The 15,251-nt window shown below is 69.6% G+C and carries 17 protein-coding genes; 7 read left to right on the plus strand and 10 right to left on the minus strand.

Features of this window, described 5'->3' with window-relative positions:
* Window positions 1-6 precede the first annotated feature (6 nt).
* From H1343_RS12060 to H1343_RS12070, 3 genes are all read left to right on the plus strand, one after another.
* Window positions 7-591, plus strand: coding sequence for a DUF1214 domain-containing protein (locus tag H1343_RS12060; RefSeq protein ID WP_185983136.1), 585 nt, complete (start codon window positions 7-9; stop codon window positions 589-591).
* A complete protein-coding gene (locus H1343_RS12065; RefSeq protein ID WP_185983137.1) occupies window positions 584-1,180 on the plus strand; it encodes a DUF1254 domain-containing protein in 597 nt (198 codons plus the stop codon). The genes H1343_RS12060 and H1343_RS12065 overlap by 8 nt, the downstream gene beginning before the upstream one ends.
* 318 nt (window positions 1,181-1,498) lie before the next feature.
* Window positions 1,499-2,506: a hypothetical protein gene (locus H1343_RS12070; RefSeq protein WP_185983138.1), complete on the plus strand. Its 1,008-nt coding sequence runs from the start codon at window positions 1,499-1,501 to the stop codon at window positions 2,504-2,506.
* Window positions 2,507-2,508: 2 nt separating this feature from the next.
* On the opposite strand, the gene H1343_RS12075 is transcribed toward H1343_RS12070, so the two are convergent.
* The 3 genes from H1343_RS12075 to H1343_RS12085 are packed head-to-tail and all read right to left on the minus strand — an operon-like array spanning window position 2,509 to window position 5,250.
* Window positions 2,509-2,841, minus strand: coding sequence for a DUF1491 family protein (locus tag H1343_RS12075; protein ID WP_185983139.1), 333 nt, complete (start codon window positions 2,839-2,841; stop codon window positions 2,509-2,511).
* A gap of 8 nt (window positions 2,842-2,849) precedes the next feature.
* The gene (locus tag H1343_RS12080) at window positions 2,850-3,596 is read right to left on the minus strand and encodes a peptidoglycan-binding domain-containing protein (RefSeq protein WP_185983140.1); all 747 of its coding nucleotides are present in this window, start codon (window positions 3,594-3,596) and stop codon (window positions 2,850-2,852) included.
* Between the two features lie 4 nt (window positions 3,597-3,600).
* Window positions 3,601-5,250 (minus strand): sensor histidine kinase, encoded by a 1,650-nt coding sequence (locus tag H1343_RS12085; RefSeq protein WP_185983141.1) that lies wholly within the window; start codon window positions 5,248-5,250, stop codon window positions 3,601-3,603.
* Window positions 5,251-5,621: 371 nt separating this feature from the next.
* On the opposite strand from H1343_RS12085, the gene H1343_RS12090 reads away from it, so the two are divergent.
* A complete protein-coding gene (locus tag H1343_RS12090) occupies window positions 5,622-6,146 on the plus strand; it encodes a DUF5330 domain-containing protein (protein WP_185983142.1) in 525 nt (174 codons plus the stop codon).
* Between the two features lie 128 nt (window positions 6,147-6,274).
* Complete coding sequence (locus H1343_RS12095; RefSeq protein ID WP_185983143.1) at window positions 6,275-6,697, plus strand: SufE family protein; 423 nt, start codon at window positions 6,275-6,277, stop codon at window positions 6,695-6,697.
* 12 nt (window positions 6,698-6,709) lie between these two features.
* On the opposite strand, the gene H1343_RS12100 is transcribed toward H1343_RS12095, so the two are convergent.
* Both H1343_RS12100 and H1343_RS12105 read right to left on the minus strand, forming a co-directional pair.
* Complete coding sequence (locus H1343_RS12100; protein ID WP_185983144.1) at window positions 6,710-7,207, minus strand: DUF6456 domain-containing protein; 498 nt, start codon at window positions 7,205-7,207, stop codon at window positions 6,710-6,712.
* Window positions 7,204-7,599 carry a helix-turn-helix domain-containing protein gene (locus H1343_RS12105; protein ID WP_185983145.1) on the minus strand — a complete coding sequence of 132 codons (396 nt, stop codon included), beginning with the start codon at window positions 7,597-7,599 and terminating at the stop codon, window positions 7,204-7,206. The genes H1343_RS12100 and H1343_RS12105 overlap by 4 nt, the downstream gene beginning before the upstream one ends.
* A 208-nt stretch (window positions 7,600-7,807) precedes the next feature.
* On the opposite strand from H1343_RS12105, the gene H1343_RS12110 reads away from it, so the two are divergent.
* Window positions 7,808-8,203 carry a hypothetical protein gene (locus tag H1343_RS12110; protein ID WP_185983146.1) on the plus strand — a complete coding sequence of 132 codons (396 nt, stop codon included), beginning with the start codon at window positions 7,808-7,810 and terminating at the stop codon, window positions 8,201-8,203.
* On the opposite strand, the gene H1343_RS12115 is transcribed toward H1343_RS12110, so the two are convergent.
* The 5 genes from H1343_RS12115 to H1343_RS12135 all read right to left on the minus strand — a co-directional run bounded on the left by H1343_RS12115 (window position 8,139) and on the right by H1343_RS12135 (window position 13,662).
* Entirely contained in the window at window positions 8,139-8,540 is a 402-nt protein-coding gene (locus tag H1343_RS12115; RefSeq protein WP_185983147.1) for a winged helix-turn-helix domain-containing protein, read from the minus strand. The genes H1343_RS12110 and H1343_RS12115 overlap by 65 nt on opposite strands.
* A gap of 134 nt (window positions 8,541-8,674) precedes the next feature.
* Entirely contained in the window at window positions 8,675-10,909 is a 2,235-nt protein-coding gene (locus tag H1343_RS12120; RefSeq protein WP_185983148.1) for a xanthine dehydrogenase family protein molybdopterin-binding subunit, read from the minus strand.
* Window positions 10,906-11,898, minus strand: a complete 993-nt coding sequence (locus H1343_RS12125; protein WP_185983149.1) for an FAD binding domain-containing protein — start codon at window positions 11,896-11,898, stop codon at window positions 10,906-10,908. The genes H1343_RS12120 and H1343_RS12125 overlap by 4 nt, the downstream gene beginning before the upstream one ends.
* Entirely contained in the window at window positions 11,895-12,422 is a 528-nt protein-coding gene (locus H1343_RS12130; protein WP_185983150.1) for a 2Fe-2S iron-sulfur cluster-binding protein, read from the minus strand. Before H1343_RS12130 ends, H1343_RS12125 begins: the two co-directional genes overlap by 4 nt.
* A gap of 109 nt (window positions 12,423-12,531) precedes the next feature.
* Window positions 12,532-13,662 (minus strand): anhydro-N-acetylmuramic acid kinase, encoded by a 1,131-nt coding sequence (locus tag H1343_RS12135; RefSeq protein WP_185983151.1) that lies wholly within the window; start codon window positions 13,660-13,662, stop codon window positions 12,532-12,534.
* Between the two features lie 150 nt (window positions 13,663-13,812).
* On the opposite strand from H1343_RS12135, the gene H1343_RS12140 reads away from it, so the two are divergent.
* Entirely contained in the window at window positions 13,813-15,213 is a 1,401-nt protein-coding gene (locus H1343_RS12140; RefSeq protein WP_185983152.1) for an MATE family efflux transporter, read from the plus strand.
* Window positions 15,214-15,251: the final 38 nt, after the last annotated feature.

Genomic DNA, 15,251 nt, shown 5'->3' on the forward strand with positions numbered 1-15,251 from the left:
CTTCGCATGCGTTTCCTGTTTCTCGCCGTCGTCGCGCTGGCCATCGCCATCGGCGGCGGCGCCTGGTCCGCCAGCGTCATGCTGGAGCGTTTCGAGGGGGCCGGCTCGCTGGACGTCGGGCCGTGGCAGGCCGATCGCCTCGCCGGCTCGCCAGCCGCCGATCCCTACTCCAAGGCGCGCCTTGCGCGGGACGGCAATCTGACGCTCGGACTTGCCGAGGGCATGGCTTTCCGCGCCGTAGTCGACAGCGAGCGCCGCGCGCTTCGTCGCGAATGCACCTATCGCATCGCCGGAACTCTGCCGCCCGCCCGCGTCTGGACGCTGTCCGCCTTCGACGGCGCGGGCCGCCCGATCCTCGAGCGTGATCGCCCCTCCTGGCTCACGTCGCAAAACCTCATGCGCGACGATGAGAACGAGGCTCCCGTCCTCGTCAGCGCCCGGCCGCAGCCCGGCAACTGGCTGGCCGTCTCGGGCACCGGTGGCTTCGTCCTCGCCCTCACCCTCTACGATACGCCGGCAAGCACCGCCGGCGGAGCGACGGACGTTTCCATGCCGTCGATCGAGCGCACGGGATGCGCCGTCGATGGGTAGGCTTCTCCTCGCACTCCTCGTCGGCCTCGTCGGCGCGCTGATCGTCCATATCGGCGTGATCTTCGCCATGCCTCAGGTCACGGAGAACAACGCCTGGGCGCGGCTTTCGCAGGCCATGCCGCCCTTCCGAGCGACCGTCGTTTACGCTGGCGGGCTGTCGGAAGCGCCCCTGACGCCGGGCGGCGAACGCTTTGCCTTCATGGACCCCGCTTTCATCGCCGCCGCCTGCCGCTTCACCATCGCGGACGGTCCGGTGCGGCTGAATGCCGAGGCACCGCGCACCTTCTGGTCCGCCTCGATTTACAGCCGGGCCGGCGACAATCTCTACAGCATCAACGAACGCGTCGCGCTCGACGGTGCCTTCGACCTAGTCGTCGGCACGCAGGCGCAGTTCGAGCAGGCCCGCATCGAAGGCGAGAGCGGCTACGAGGATGCGATCCCCGTCGTCGTCACCTCGAACGAACTCTATCTGACGCTGCGCACGCTGGTGGAGAGCGAGAGCCGAAGACCCTTCGCCGAAGCCTTCGCGCGCTCAGTCAGATGCGCGCCGCTCGATGCGTCGGCGGCCGGCAACCCCGCACGCGGCTGACGCCTCGCGCCCGTCTTCAAGGCCGAGGCGCCTCGCTGATCGGCTCGCGGCGGATGCAGGGCAGAATGTAGATTTCTGCGGTGCTCAGCGGAGCGCCGGTCTGGACGGGCGGGCGCCGAACGCCCTGTCGAGGCCAGTCGGCCAGTTTTTTCACCACTGCCATGGTCTTCCCCCTCATGTGCCGACGACGGGCGAAGCGCCCGTTTCTCGAATGCTTAACGAGGATGAAACAGCGACAAGGTTAACAGCTCGCTAACGATTTCGCTCTAATTTGGACGCGATGTCCTTTCGCCACGCGCGTGCCTGAAGTCGGAGCCCATGAAGGAAGCCGCACCGCGGATCTTTCGATCCCTCGAGACCCCGCAGGGCCAGGCCGGCTTCGACACGATCGTCGCCGCCGCCGTTTCGGCCTACGGGTCGCTTCGCTCGCCCACCGAGAGCCAGGCGCGCGATTTCGGCCGCCTCGTCGCGCCGCTCTGGCCTCGAATCTCGCCGGCCGCGCAGCGCTCGCTCTGCGCCTCCCTCTCCCACAGCCCCCATGTCCCGCGCGATCTCCTCGACCAGATCGTCGAGGCCGCCGTCGAGGTGACGGCGCCCTTCCTCGTTTCCAGCCCCGCGCTCGCGGCCCACGACGTCGCGCGCCTGGCCGCCCGCAAGGACGAGCGCATCGAGCGCATCCTCGCGCGCCGCCGCGAGCGCGCCGATCCGAGCGATGCGGACTGGGCCTCCTCCCTGCCCTTCGTGGATGCCCCCCCGCTCGCCCCCGACCTCTCTTCGCCCGAGCCCACGAGCCCGGCCGTCGAGGGCGAAGCGGCCGAACTCGTGCGCGCCACTCTGCGCCGCCTTGCCCGTGTCGGCACGCCGGTTCCCCGCCAGAGCGCGCCGCGCGACCCGGCCGATCTCGTGCGCGTCGCGCGCGAGGGTAACCTTGCTGCCTTCTACGATGCCCTGGGGGCCTGCCTCGGGCTTCTGCCTGAACGGATCGCGCCCATCGAAGTCGAGGACGACGGCCGGGCGCTCGCCCGCGCGCTGAAGGCTCTGCGCCTTCCGACGTCCGACGCGCTCGCGATCCTGATGCTGGTGAAGCCGTCCGTCGGCCTCGACGTGCCGGCCTTCGAGGCGATGACCGTCTATTACCGCTCGCTCGACGCGCAGCGCGCCTTGACGGAGATTGCGCATTCAGGGCCCGGTCCCGCGCCGGTCGCCTATCCGCGCCGCTCGCCGGAAGCTCCCGCCGATCAGTCGGATGGCGCCTCGCGCGAGACGTTCGGCCGTCGCTCCGGCGAAACTGGCCAGCCCGGCCGGCTGCGCGGGCCCTCGGCCTGATCTCAGTCCTCTTCGGCGAGGTCGAGATAGGCGGCGGGGTCCTCGACCTCCAGTTCCACCACCCAGAAGTCCGGGTCGAAGCGCGCCTCGCGCTCGAAGCGTGTGCGCATCGCCTCCTCGTCGCTCGCCGCCTCGAGCATGAAGCGGCGGCCGTCCTCGCCGGCCAGCGTCTGCACGGCCGGGCCGTAGAGGCGCAGCGAGCCGTCGCGCCCGCGCTGGACGACGAAGATCGCGCCCGCCGCCTCCGCGCCGCGCCGTTCCACGGCCGCAAAGCCGCCCTCGGCGAAGACGCGGCGCACGAGGCTCGAGACGAAGAACTCGCTGGTGACGCGCACCGCCGGGCCTACGGACGTTCGGTGATTTCGTTGAGGCGGCTGAGGAGCTGGGGCGTCGGCTCGCCGTTCACCTCCATGCCCTCCAGCTCCTGAAAGGTGCGGATCGCGGCGCGGGTGCGCTCGCCGAGGATGCCGTCCGCCTGGAGAGAGGCGACGGAAGCGGCCGAAAGCCCCGCCTGGATGCGCCGCACCAGCTCGCGCTCGGCGCCGCCGTCCGAGACCGAGCCGGTCGGCAGATCGTTCATCAGCTCGTCGAGGCTGGCATATTGCGTGCCTTCGGCCGGTGCCTCCTGCGCAGCGATCGCCGCGCGGATCTGCGTCAGGAGCAGCGTCGTCGCCATCCCGTCGACGGCCACGCCCCGCTCGGCCTGGAACGTGCGGATCGCGCGGTCCGTCGCCTGCCCCGGCCGCCCGTCGATCTCCGCCTGGTAGTGCCCGGTCTGGGCGAGAAGCGTCTGCACGTCGCGAACCAGCGGCACGGTCATGATGCGCGGATCGTTCGTCGGCTGCCAGGGCTGTGCCTGCGGTGTCGGGACGGGAGCCTGCACCACCCGCGCGGCCGCCCGGTCGATCGCACGCGTCGCGAGCATCGGCTGCGGGTGCCCGCCGGTCTGCGCGAACAAGGCGTTGCCGCCGACCGTCCCGCACAGCGCAAGGAACGCGGCCGAGCCGGCGAAGAAGAGCGGGCGCGCGGCGACCACCCGGCCGAGCGCGGCCAGCCCTGCACCCGCTCCGCGGGCGATCGCAGCCGGCACCGGGCTACGCCGAGCGGCGGCCGGTTTGGGCTTGCGGGAGGGGGACGGTTTTCTTGCGGGCATCTGTCAGACTTACGATCTTTTCCTTGAGATTGTGTTCGCCGATCGCGGCGTCGCAGTCGAGCGGAATGGTGACGCCCACGGTGGTGCCGACACCTGGCCGGCTCTCCACCCGCAGCGCGCCGCGATGAAGCTCGCAAAGCCCCTTCACCAGCGAGAGACCGAGGCCGGTGCCTGGCCGCTGGCTGGGCGCCACGCGCACGAAGGGTTGCGCGATGCGCGTCACGTCAGCGGCCGCGATGCCGATCCCGGTGTCCTCGATCTCGACGATCTGCGCGCCGCCCTCGCAGCGCGCCGAAAGCCGCACCGTTCCTTCGTCGGTGAACTTCACCGCATTGGACAGGAGGTTCAGGAGGATCTGGTGGAACGCGCGCCGGTCGGCGTGGAACTCGGCGTCCGTGCCGGGCTCCTGCACGATGAGGACGAGGCCCTTTCGCTCGGCTTCGGGGCGGACCATCGCGGCCGCCGCCTCCATCGCCTCGTGCAGCGCGAATCGCTCGGGCGTGATCTCGTAGCGGCCCGCCTCGATCTTGGAGATGTCGAGGAGGCCGTTGACGACGTCGAGGAGGTGCTGGCCCGAGCGCCCGATCAGCCCGACATATTCCTTCTGGCGCGCGCTCTCGAAGCCGCCGAAATATTCGTGTTCCAGAATGTCGGTGAAGCCGATGATGGCGTTCAGCGGCGTGCGCAGCTCGTGGCTGATCGACGCCAGGAAGCGGCTCTTGGCCTGCGAGGCCTCCTCGGCGCGCGTCAGCGTCACGGCAAGGCGCCGTGCCTGCGCGCGCTCCTCGCTGACGTCGCGCGCCACGCCGTAGACGCAGACCGGCTCGCCGTTCGCGTCGTGCGTGGCGGCAAGGCGCAGGAGAACCTGGCGTTCGCCGCCCTCTTCCTCGCCCTTCATCAGCCGGATCTCGGCTTCGGCGCTCGCCGCGCCACGCCGCAGGTCCGCGAAGGCGCCGAGATAGGCGACGCGGTCGAGAAGGTGGATGCGCTCGACGAGCGCCTTGTCCTGGACGGCGCCGAACAGCGGCGCGGCCTCGGCCGGCACCTCCGCCAGACGTCCGTCGAGATCGAATCGCAGGAGGGGGCCGTCGAGGAGCCGCGCGAGCGAGGCGCCAAGGCCCGCATCGCCGACCGACGCCGGCGCGGAGGGGCGCCGCCCCTTCAGTGCGCGCAGCGCGAGCGCGCCCGCCCCCAGAGCCGCCGCACCCAGCGCGCCGGCGCCGAGCCAGGCTGCCTGCCCGCCCTCCATCATCCCGAAGCCGCCCGCTGCGCCGAGCGCTGCGAGCGCGACGGAACTCACGAGCCGCAGCCGGCCCGTGGCGCAGACCGCGACCGCCGCCGCAAGGCTCAGCGCTGCCGCGGCCGAGGGAACGAGAACGGTGGAGATGTGCGCGCCGGAAACGCCCATCACGGCGGATGCCGCCATGAAGGAGAGGCCCGCGCCCGTCAGCGCCAGGATGGCGCGCGCGTGGCGCCGGCGCTCGTCCGGCCGGTCGATGTCGAGCGAGACGAAGCCTTCGAACAGGCCCACCAGCGGTTCGAGGCCGCCGATGGCTTCGCCTTTCCCGCTTCGTGTGCCTGATTCATGCATTCGAGAACGTCCGTCAGCCTGTCGCACGGCGCGGGATTCATTCCCTCGCCCGCCTTGTCCCGGATCGTGCCCTTAACCTTTTAAGGAAGGCATAAGTGGCCGTTAACCAGGGGATAAGGCCCGTGGCCCGGGTGTGGCGTCGCCCCGGTTTCCGGCGCTTTTGCTCAGGCCGGCATCGCGGCGTCCGGCGGCAATCGAATCTATGTTTAATGAAATCGTTCGCGTCTAGCCGACCCCTGCGCCACGGGCCATCCGCGCATCCTTCGTGCTCCGACGGCCGCCGATCGGCGCAATTTGAATCAATCTCGCGGGCTGCGCGATACGTCTTTTTTCGAGCCGTGCGCCAGATTGATTGTCAGCAACGAACATCCGTGCGGGCCGAACCCCGCCGCGAGAGGCCCGCAATGCGCTTCCTCATCAAGACCGCCTTCTGGCTGGCGCTGATCGCCTTCTTTCTTCCCTCCCCGCAATCGGGCGAGGGAGAGGCCGCGAGCGTCAATTATTTCGGCGCCTTCCTCGGCGCGCAGGAAGCGATCTCCGACATGACCGGCTTCTGCGAACGCTCGCCGGCCGCCTGCGCCGCCGGCCGGGACGTCGGCGCCTATGTCGCCTCGCGCGTCGGCGACGGCCTCGTCTATGCCTACTCGCTGGCTCGCGCCTCGGGTGTCGAGGTGGCGGAACCGGGGACGACCGAGGCTCCCGCGCTCGCGGTCCCGGCGCGCGATCCGATGGAGACCGCAGCCGTCGCCGCCGAGCGCGTGCGACAGGCCACCACCGGCCTCACCGTCGGCCAGACGATGCCCGCCCTGCCGCAGACGCCGGCCCCGGCGGCCGCCGGGACGGCCGCGACCGTCCCGTCCGTCACCATTGTGCCGACGCCCGCGCCGCGGGCCTGACGGGCCTCCCGCTCCGTCGCCCGCCGAGGGATTCGCGGTGCATGCCCGGTACTCAGAGGGTCTGACAGGCGCGGCGAAAGTCTCTATCTAGAGGGCGACGCCCGAACGAGACACCGAGCCGCACCCACATGCCGAACTTCCAGGACATAGCCGACAATTTCGAATTCCTTCCCGAGGAAAACGACAAGCTCGAATACATCATCGAACTCGGCAAGCTGCACGCTGCCCTCCCCGAGGAGCAGCGCACCGAGGCGAACGAGGTCCACGGTTGCCAGAGCCGGGTCTGGATCGCGAGCCGTCCCGATCCTTCGGACCCGAGCCGGCTCCTGTTCAGCGGCACGTCCGACTCCTTCATCGTGAGGGGTCTCGTCGCCCTTGCCATCCTGCTGTTCTCGGAGCGCACGGCGTCCGAAATCAAAGCTCTCGACGCCGAGACGATCTTCACCGACCTCGGTCTGCAAGCCTACCTGACCTCCAAGCGGTCGAACGGTCTGCGTTCGGTCATCGCGCGCATGAAGGGCGACGCCGAACAGGTCCTAGCCGCCGGATAGGCTCGGCGCGCATCAGCCGCCGACCTTCGGCTTGTAGTCCGGGGCGCCCCAGCGCCGGATGCGTCCGGCGGCCAACGAGCCGGCCTCGCGATCGAAGCCGTAGTGCCGCGCGAGCCCGGCGAGCCCCACCTTCAGGAGCAGCTTGGCCGAGCGCGCCGGCCAGCGTCGCTCCCTCTCCACCGCCTCCAATCCCTTCAGAAAGCAGCAGACGTCGAGGAGGAGGCCCGAAAGCTCCGGCCCCGCCGCCGTCATGGCTGCGTCCAGTCGCTTTCGCGCGTCGGCGGCCATGTCGGACATGTCGCCCGCCCCGCCGCCCCTGCCGCCGGCGCGCGGCGAAAGATCCCAGCTCTGCGTGATGCGCGGGGTCAGCCCCGCACGGGTGAAGTCCCCCCGCAGGCGCTCGCCCGCCCTCGCCTCGGACGGCGACAGGAACGGCTCGCCGCCACGCGCAGGGCGCGTCGCAAGCCGGTGGAGCGGGGATTCGGCATCGTCGAACTCGGGGCCGCTCATCGCTCGCATCCCGCGCGATAGACCGAAGCGATCCTCTCCAGCTTCTCCACGCGCGCATCGAAGTCCGGCTCGTCGCGCCGGTCCTCCACGCGCCGCACCGCATGGCCGATGCTCGTGCGGTCGCGCCCGAAGACATCGGCGACCTTCTGCAACGACACCTGAAAGACCACGTTGGCGAGGTAGATCGCGACATGCCGGGCGGCCACAACATCGGCGGTACGGCGCGTTCTAGCGCTCATCTCCTCGGGCGGCACGTCGAAGGCGGCCGCCGCAATGGCGCTTGCCACCCGGCACAATCTTGCGGCCTCGACCCCTCGAAGGTCGGGCCGCACGGCCTGCGGCGGGCGGAATGCCGGCATGGCCGGAAAGAGGGGGACGACATTCGGGGTCACGATGATCCTCCATCGGGTGAACCACCCCTGCCTAGCACGCCCCTTACGGATATAGGATTATTTTCTTATCTTACTGCTCTCACGAGAACGGCATTGGCTGCGATAGACGACGAGTGTCAGCCATTCGACTCACTCGATCAAGGATTTTAATCCCCGCCCCTTTTCCCCCGAGGCAAGCTCGGCGATCCCCTGCAGGAGCCGCCGTCCCATGTCCGAACTGTCTCTCGAGCGCCTCGAGGCGCGCCTTGCCCGCGCAGCAGCGTCCTATCTGAAGGATCTGCGCGCCGCGCAGGAGAACGGAGATCGCACGCGTGAGCTTCGCGCGACGCTCTCGCGCCTCGGCTTCCGCATGGCGGACATCGAAACGCTGGTCTCGCCGGGCGGCTGCCTGCCTTCGGCCCTTCGCGCCGAAATGGGCGAGGCACTGCGGCGCGAAAGCGCCTATCAGCTTCGCTGCGCACGCGGCCACCGAACGGGCTACGACCTCAACCGCCACATGGTCGTCGCCCGCGCCCTGCGCGAGTTCGACCGGCACGCGGCTACTCCTTCTGCGCCAGCCGCCCCACGAGAGCGCCGAGGTCGTCGTCGATCGCCGCGTCGCTGAGGCTCTGCATCCGCCGGTATCGCTCCACCACCTCTGCGCCGAGCGGCGTCAGCGTCGCGCCGCCGTGGGCGCTGCCGCCCCGCGTCAGGGCGACGAGCGGCGCGTCGAAGGTGCGGTTGAGTTCGTCCACCAGGCCCCAGGCGCGCTTGTAGCTCATCTTCATCGCCCGGCCCGCCGCCGCGAGCGAGCCGTGCTCTGCCACGAGTTCCAGGAGTTCCACCCGTCCGGGACCGACGATCGCGGCGGGGCCGAAGACGAGCCGAAGCCGCGCAATGGGCTTGGCCTCGGGTGCCTTCCGGGGAGCGCGATTCGCGGTTGGATCGGAGGTCTTCGTCATCGCCGATGACGATAGGCGCTCGGCCTCGCGCGCACCACTGCCGCAGGGCCCCCGCCATGAAAAAGCCGGGCGGCGGAATCACTTCCGCCGCCCGGCTCCCGATCTGATTCCGCGCCTTCGCGCGATGATTCAGCTCACTCCGCCGCTTCCAGGAAGCCATCGTCCGGCAGTCCGGCGAGGATCTTGTCCAGCGTCATCGGATAGTCCCGCACGCGCACGCCGCAGGCGTTGTAGATCGCGTTGGTGATCGCCGCGCCGGCGCCCGAGATGGCGAGTTCGCCGATACCCTTGCCACCGAGCGGGCTCGCGACCGGGTCGTTTTCCGGCAGGAGCACGACCTCGAGCTGGGGCACGTCTGCGTTCACCGGCACGTGGTACTCGGCGAGGTCGTGATTGACCATCAGGCCCGAGCGCGGATCGACCACGAGTTCCTCGGTCAGCGCCGTGCCGATGCCGAAGATCTGGCCGCCGTAGCATTGCGAGATCGCCGTCTTCTCGTTGAGGATGCGGCCGGCCGCCACCACGGTCAGGAGACGGCGCACACGCGTCTCGCCCGTCACGGAGTTGACCGCCACCTCGCAGAAATGGGCGCCGTAGCCCGACTGATGGCTTTCCTTGAAGGCCTTGCCGGGCTCGAACTTGCCGAGAATGCTGATCGGCTCGCCCGCCAGAAGCTCGCTGAGCGCGACCTTGCGGTTGCCGCCGATGGCGCTGCCGTCCTTCAGGGTCATGTCGCCCGGCGCCACGCCGAGCTTTTCGGCCAGCGCCTCCACGATGCCCTCGCAGGCGACGTAGACCGACGAGCCCGAGGAGTTCGCGCCCCACGAGCCGCCGGAGCCCGGCGCCTGCGGCAGCGTCGAATCGCCGAGCTTCACGTCCACCTTCTCCTGCTCGAGCCCCAGCATCTCGGCGGCGATCTGCGCGAGGATCGTGTAGGTGCCGGTGCCGATGTCGGTCATGTTCGTCTCGACGACAGCCGTCCCGTCGGGCTGGAGCGTCACCCGCGCCGAAGCCTTCATCAGAAGGTTCTTGCGCGAGGCGGCCGCCATGCCGTAGCCGATCAGCCATTCGCCCTCGCGGCGGGTGCCCGGCCTTTCGGGGCGCTTGTTCCAGCCGAAGCGTCGCGCACCCTCCTCCATGCACTCCACCAGCTTGCGGCTGGAGAACGGCAGGCCCTCCTGCGGATCGACCTTCGGCTCGTTGCGGATGCGCAGATCGACCGGGTCGAGCCCCAGCTTCTCGGCCAGCTCGTCCATCGCCGTCTCGAGCGCGAGCATGCCCACGGCCTCGCCCGGCGCGCGCATGGCGGCCGACAGCAGCAGATCGACGTCGGACTTGCGGTGCGTGATCAGCCGGTTCTCGGCATCGTAGAGGAAGACCGTCGAGATGCCCGCAGGCTCGATGAAATCGTCGCCCGGAGAGTTGGAGCCGATCGTGTCGTGCGCGAGCGCCGTCAGCTTGCCGTCCCTGGTGGCGCCGAGGCGGATGCGCTGCACGGTATCGGAGCGCCGGTTGGTCGCCTGGTAGACCTGCTGGCGGGTCAGCGCCACCTTCACAGGCCGCCCCACTTCCTTCGCCGCGATCGCGGCGTAGACAGCCTCCGGCCCGATGCCGAGCTTGCCGCCGAAGCCACCGCCGATATAGGGCGCGAGAATCTTCACCTTCTCCTGCGGCACGCCGAGCGCCTCGGCGAGCTGCTGGACGTTGTCCGTGACGAGCTGGTAGCAGCCGTTCAGCGTCAGCTCGTCACCGTTCCATTCGGCCACGCACGCATGCGGCTCCATCGCCGAATGGCTCTGGCTCGGTGTCGTGAAGGTCGCGTCCACCCTCACCTCGGCTTCGCCGAACGCCTTCTCGAAGTCGCCTTTCGTCACATGGCCCATCTCGTCGCCGGGATCGTAGGCCTTTTCGACGACATCCTTCAGCACGTACCGCCCTTCGCGCGGCTCGTAGGCGATCTTCACGAGCTTGGCAGCGTCTCGCGCGGCCTCGAAGGTCTCGGCCACGACGAGGCAGATCGCCTGCCCGTAATGCGTGACCTGTCCGTCCACCTTCACCGGCGGGTTCGGGCCGGGGTCGCCCGACGCGCGCACCGCCCGTTCGTCGATCACGACGGTGAGGACGCCCGGGGCCGCCTTCGCCGCCTCACCGTCGATCAAGGCGATGCGGCCGGCGCCGATGGTGGAGGTGACGAGGAAGCCGTAGGCGGCCTTGTTGCCCGGCATCGTCTCGTAGGCGTAGGCGGCACGGCCCGTCACCTTCAGCGGCCCTTCGAGCCGGTCGACGCCCCTGCCGATGACGCCCTGCACTCCACGCTCCAGGCGCGTGTCGTTCAGCGGCGCGTCGTGGCGATAGCTCTTCTCGCTCATCGGGTCTCTCCTCGCACCGCCTCGTGGAGCACCGCCGCCAGCGTGCGGCGCGCCAACGGTATCTTGAAGTCGTTCTCTCCGTGGCCCTTCGCCTCGGCCAGAAGCACGTCGGCCGCCCTGGCGAAAAGCTCGGCGGAGGGCATCTGCCCTTCCAGAACCTCCTCCACCGCCCGGTCGCGCCAGGGCATCGTGCCGAGCCCGCCGAAGGCGAGACGCACGGTGTTCATTCGCCCCGCATCCATCGTCACGACGGCGGCCACGGAGACCAGCGCGAAGGCGTAGGAAGCCCGGTCGCGCACCTTGCGGTAGACCTGCGTTCCTCCGAGCGGCGCCGGCAGGCGCAGCGCCGTGATGAGCTCACCCGGCTCCAGTGCCGTCTCGATCTGCGGCGTGTCGCCCGGCAGGCGGTAGAGCGCGTCAAGCGTCAGTTCGCGCGTCGACCCGTCGGCCTTCATCGTCTCCACCACGGCGTCGAGCGCGCGCATCGCAACGGCCATGTCGGAGGGGTGCGTCGCGATGCACTTGTCGCTGGTGCCGAGGACGGCGAGGATGCGGTTGAAGCCGCCCATCGCGTCGCAGCCCGAGCCCGGCTCGCGTTTGTTGCAGGCCGTGGACGTATCGTAGAAATAGCCGCAGCGTGTGCGCTGCAGGAGGTTGCCGCCCGTCGTCGCCTTGTTGCGCAGCTGGCCGGAGGCACCGGCGAGGAGCGCGCGCGACAGGACAGGATAGTCGCGCCGAACGCGCTCGTCGGCCGCCAGATCGGAATTCGTCACCAGCGCGCCGATGCGCAGACCGCCCTCGTCGGTTTCCTCGATGGCGCGCAGCGGCAGCCGCGAGATATCCACCACGGTGCGCGGCGTCTCGATCTGGAGCTTCATCAGGTCGAGAAGGTTGGTGCCGCCGGCGATGAAGCGCGCCGCGCTTGCCGCTGCCGCGGCGGCGCTCGCACCCTTCGCATCCTCGGCGCGCGTGTAGTCGAAGGCCCTCATGCCGCGTTCCTTTCGGTACCGCGCGTCTCCTCGGCGTCCGCGACCTCGCGGATGGCGTCGACGATGTTCGGATAGGCCGAACAGCGGCACAGATTGCCGCTCATCCGCTCCGACACCTCGTCCGCGCTGGCGCTCGCACCGCCCTCCAGCGAAGCCGAGACGTGGCTCGGCCAGCCCTTTGCGATCTCGTCGAGCATGCCCACGGCCGAGACGATCTGTCCCGGCGTGCAGTAGCCGCACTGGAAGCCGTCATGGTGCAGGAAGCTCTCCTGCATCGGATGCAGCCGCCCGGGCTCGCCGAGCCCCTCGATCGTCGTGATCTCGTCGCCCTCGTGCATGACGGCGAGCGTCAGGCAGGAATTGATCCGTCGCCCGTTCACCAGGATCGTGCAGGCGCCGCACTGCCCGTGGTCGCAACCCTTCTTGGTGCCGGTGAGAGAAAGATGCTCGCGCAGGACGTCGAGCAGTGAGGTGCGCACGTCTGCTTCAAGCTCGTGCTCACGCCCGTTGATGGTCAGCCTCATGGAGATGCCGTCCTCTTTGTAAGTCTTCCAAACTTGGAAGGGCATCAAGGGCGGATCGCGCATCCGGCAATGGCCGGATGCAAACGAATTTTCGACCTGCGGCCTTTCGTCAGTCCGGCCGCGCGAGCCGGCCGCCAGCCGTCGGCGCATCGACCCCGGTGGTGCCGGGGAAGGAGAGCGGCAGGCCGCGCAGGGTCCGCACCGCCAGAAGCGCGAAGCATTCCGCCTCCACCGCGTCTCCGCGAAGGCCGAGCGCATCGGCGTCGATCACTTCGGCTCCGGTGCGCCGGGCGAGCTCGGCCATCAGCACCGGATTTCTCCGCCCACCGCCACACACGACGAGGCGCGTGGGCCGCGCGGGGAGCCTGTCGAGCGCGCGATCCACCGCGCCGGCCGTGAAGGCGGTGAGCGTCGCCGCCCCGTTCTCCAGCGAAAGGCCGTCGGCCATCGCCGCGGTGAAATCGTTGCGGTCGAGGGATTTGGGATAGGGCGCCGCGAGATAGGGGTGTTCGAGAAGGCCGGCGAGACGCGCCTCGTCGACGGTGCCGCGCGCGGCGGTCTCGCCGTCGCGGTCCATCTGCGCACCCGTGTGACGGGCCATCCAGTCGTTCAGCGGCGCGTTGGCCGGGCCCGTGTCGAATGCGTGCATCCCGCCCCCCGCATCGACGAAGGTGACGTTGGCGACGCCGCCGAGATTGAGGATCGCGCTTTCGGCCCCCGCCCCGATCCGCTGGAGCAGCGCGCGGTGGTAGATCGGCGCGAGCGGGGCACCCTGGCCGCCGGCCATGATGTCCGCGGTGCGGAAGTCATAGGCGACATCGATGCCGAGCCTGCGCGCCATCGCCCCGCCGTCGCCGAGCTGGCGCGTCGCTCCCTTGCGCGCACGCGTCGTGCCGCGATGCAGGACGGTCTGGCCGTGGAAGCCGACGATGCGCAACGTGCCGGGCGCGATGCCTTCCTCATTGAGGAAGGCCGCCACCGCTTCGCTCTGGCCTTTCGTCAGTGCCGCCTCGGCGCGCGCGAAAATCTCGGGCTCCGGACCTTCGAAGTTCCAAGCCGCGGCCGCCTGCAGCGCCTCCACGAGCAATGGGCGCACCCCCTCGCCATAGGGTACGAGCCGCGCGGGCCCGAACTCGGCAATCGCCTCGCCGTCCGTGCGGATCATGGCGATGTCGACATTGCCGTCGAGCACCGTGCCCGTCATCAGCCCGATCGCCCAATGCGTTCTCGCCGTTTCCATACTTGCCCTCCTCGCCGAATCGTCCTCCCTCTTAGCGCCGGACTGCGTCCCGTTCACGCCGCTTTACAAAGGCGGGGCACGCGAATACGCCTCGGCGGCAACGGCAGCGCCTGCCCTTCGCGCGGCAGCCTGCCCGGTTTCGAGGCAGTAATGGACGCACTCTCCGCCCGGACCGACGCGACGAAGGGCGCGGCACCCTGGCGCGCGCATCTGCGCGCGACGCTGATGCTCGGCTTGCCGCTGGCGGGGGCGCAACTCGCGCAGATGGCGATCCACGTCACCGATACAATCCTGGTCGGCCGTCTCGGGACGGCCGAGCTGGCTGCAGCCGTCCTCGCAACGCAGTTCTTCCATCTCGTCTGGATGCTTGGCTCGGGCTTTGCCATCGCCGTCATGCCGATGGTGGCCAGCGCCATCGGCGAGGGCGACACGCGCACCGCGCGCCGGTCGGTGCGCATGGGCCTTTGGGTCTGCGCGCTCTTCAGCGCGGCGATGATGCCGTTCATGTGGCAGACCGAGGCGATCATGCTCTGGCTCGGCCAGGAGCCCGACGTCGCAGCACTCGCGGGCATCTACATGCGTGTCCTGCAATGGGCGCTGTTCCCGGCGCTCGCCGTCATGGTGCTGCGCTCCTTTCTCTCCGCGATCGAGCGGCCGAACGTCGTTCTCCTCGTCACGCTCATGGGCGTCGCGTTCAACGCGCTTGTCGCCTACGCGCTCATCTACGGTGAGCTCGGCGCGCCGCAGCTCGGCGTTGCCGGCGCCGGTCTCGCCGGGCTCCTCACCATGCTCTTCATGGCGGGCCTCCTCGCGCTGTATTGCCTGCGCAAGGCCGATCTCGCGCATTACGAGCTTTTCGTGCGCTTCTGGCGGCCGGACTGGCAGGGCTTCAAGGATGTCGTGCGTCTCGGTCTGCCGATCGGCGCGACGATCGTCGCCGAAGCCGGCCTCTTCGCCGCTTCCTCGGTGATGGTCGGCTGGATCGGCAGGGTGGAGCTCGCCGCTCACGGCATCGCGCTCCAGCTCGCCTCGATCGCCTTCATGATTCCGCTGGGCCTTGCCAGCGCGGCGACCGTGCGCGTCGGCCTCGCCTACGGCCGCAAGGACGCACCGAACATCGCGCGCGCGGCGCGTGCCGCGGTCTTCGTCGGCCTATCCATTGCTACCTGCTCGGCGCTCCTGTTCTGGATCGCGCCGCGTCAGCTCATCGGCCTGTATCTCGACCGCTCGGCGAGCGACGCGGCGGCGGTCCTGGCCTACGCGGTTCCGCTGCTTGCCGTCGCCGCAGCCTTCCAGATCTTCGACAGCCTGCAGGTGCTGGCCGCCGGCATCCTGCGTGGGCTGAAGGACACGCGCGTGCCGATGATCTTCGCGATCGTCAGCTACTGGCTCGTCGGAATGCCGGTGGCCTATCTCCTCGCCTTCGTCGCCGGGCTAGGCGGCGTCGGCGTGTGGGCGGGGCTCGGCATTGGCCTCCTCACCGCAGGGTTGTCCATGAGCGTCCGCTTCCTGAGACGCGAGAAGGCCGGACAGCTCCTTTACGGCGCCTAGGAACGACAACAAGACACACGTCTTGCGCGAGGATTCAA

It is taken from the genome of Aureimonas mangrovi (genome assembly GCF_014058705.1).
Lineage (GTDB): Bacteria > Pseudomonadota > Alphaproteobacteria > Rhizobiales > Rhizobiaceae > Aureimonas > Aureimonas mangrovi.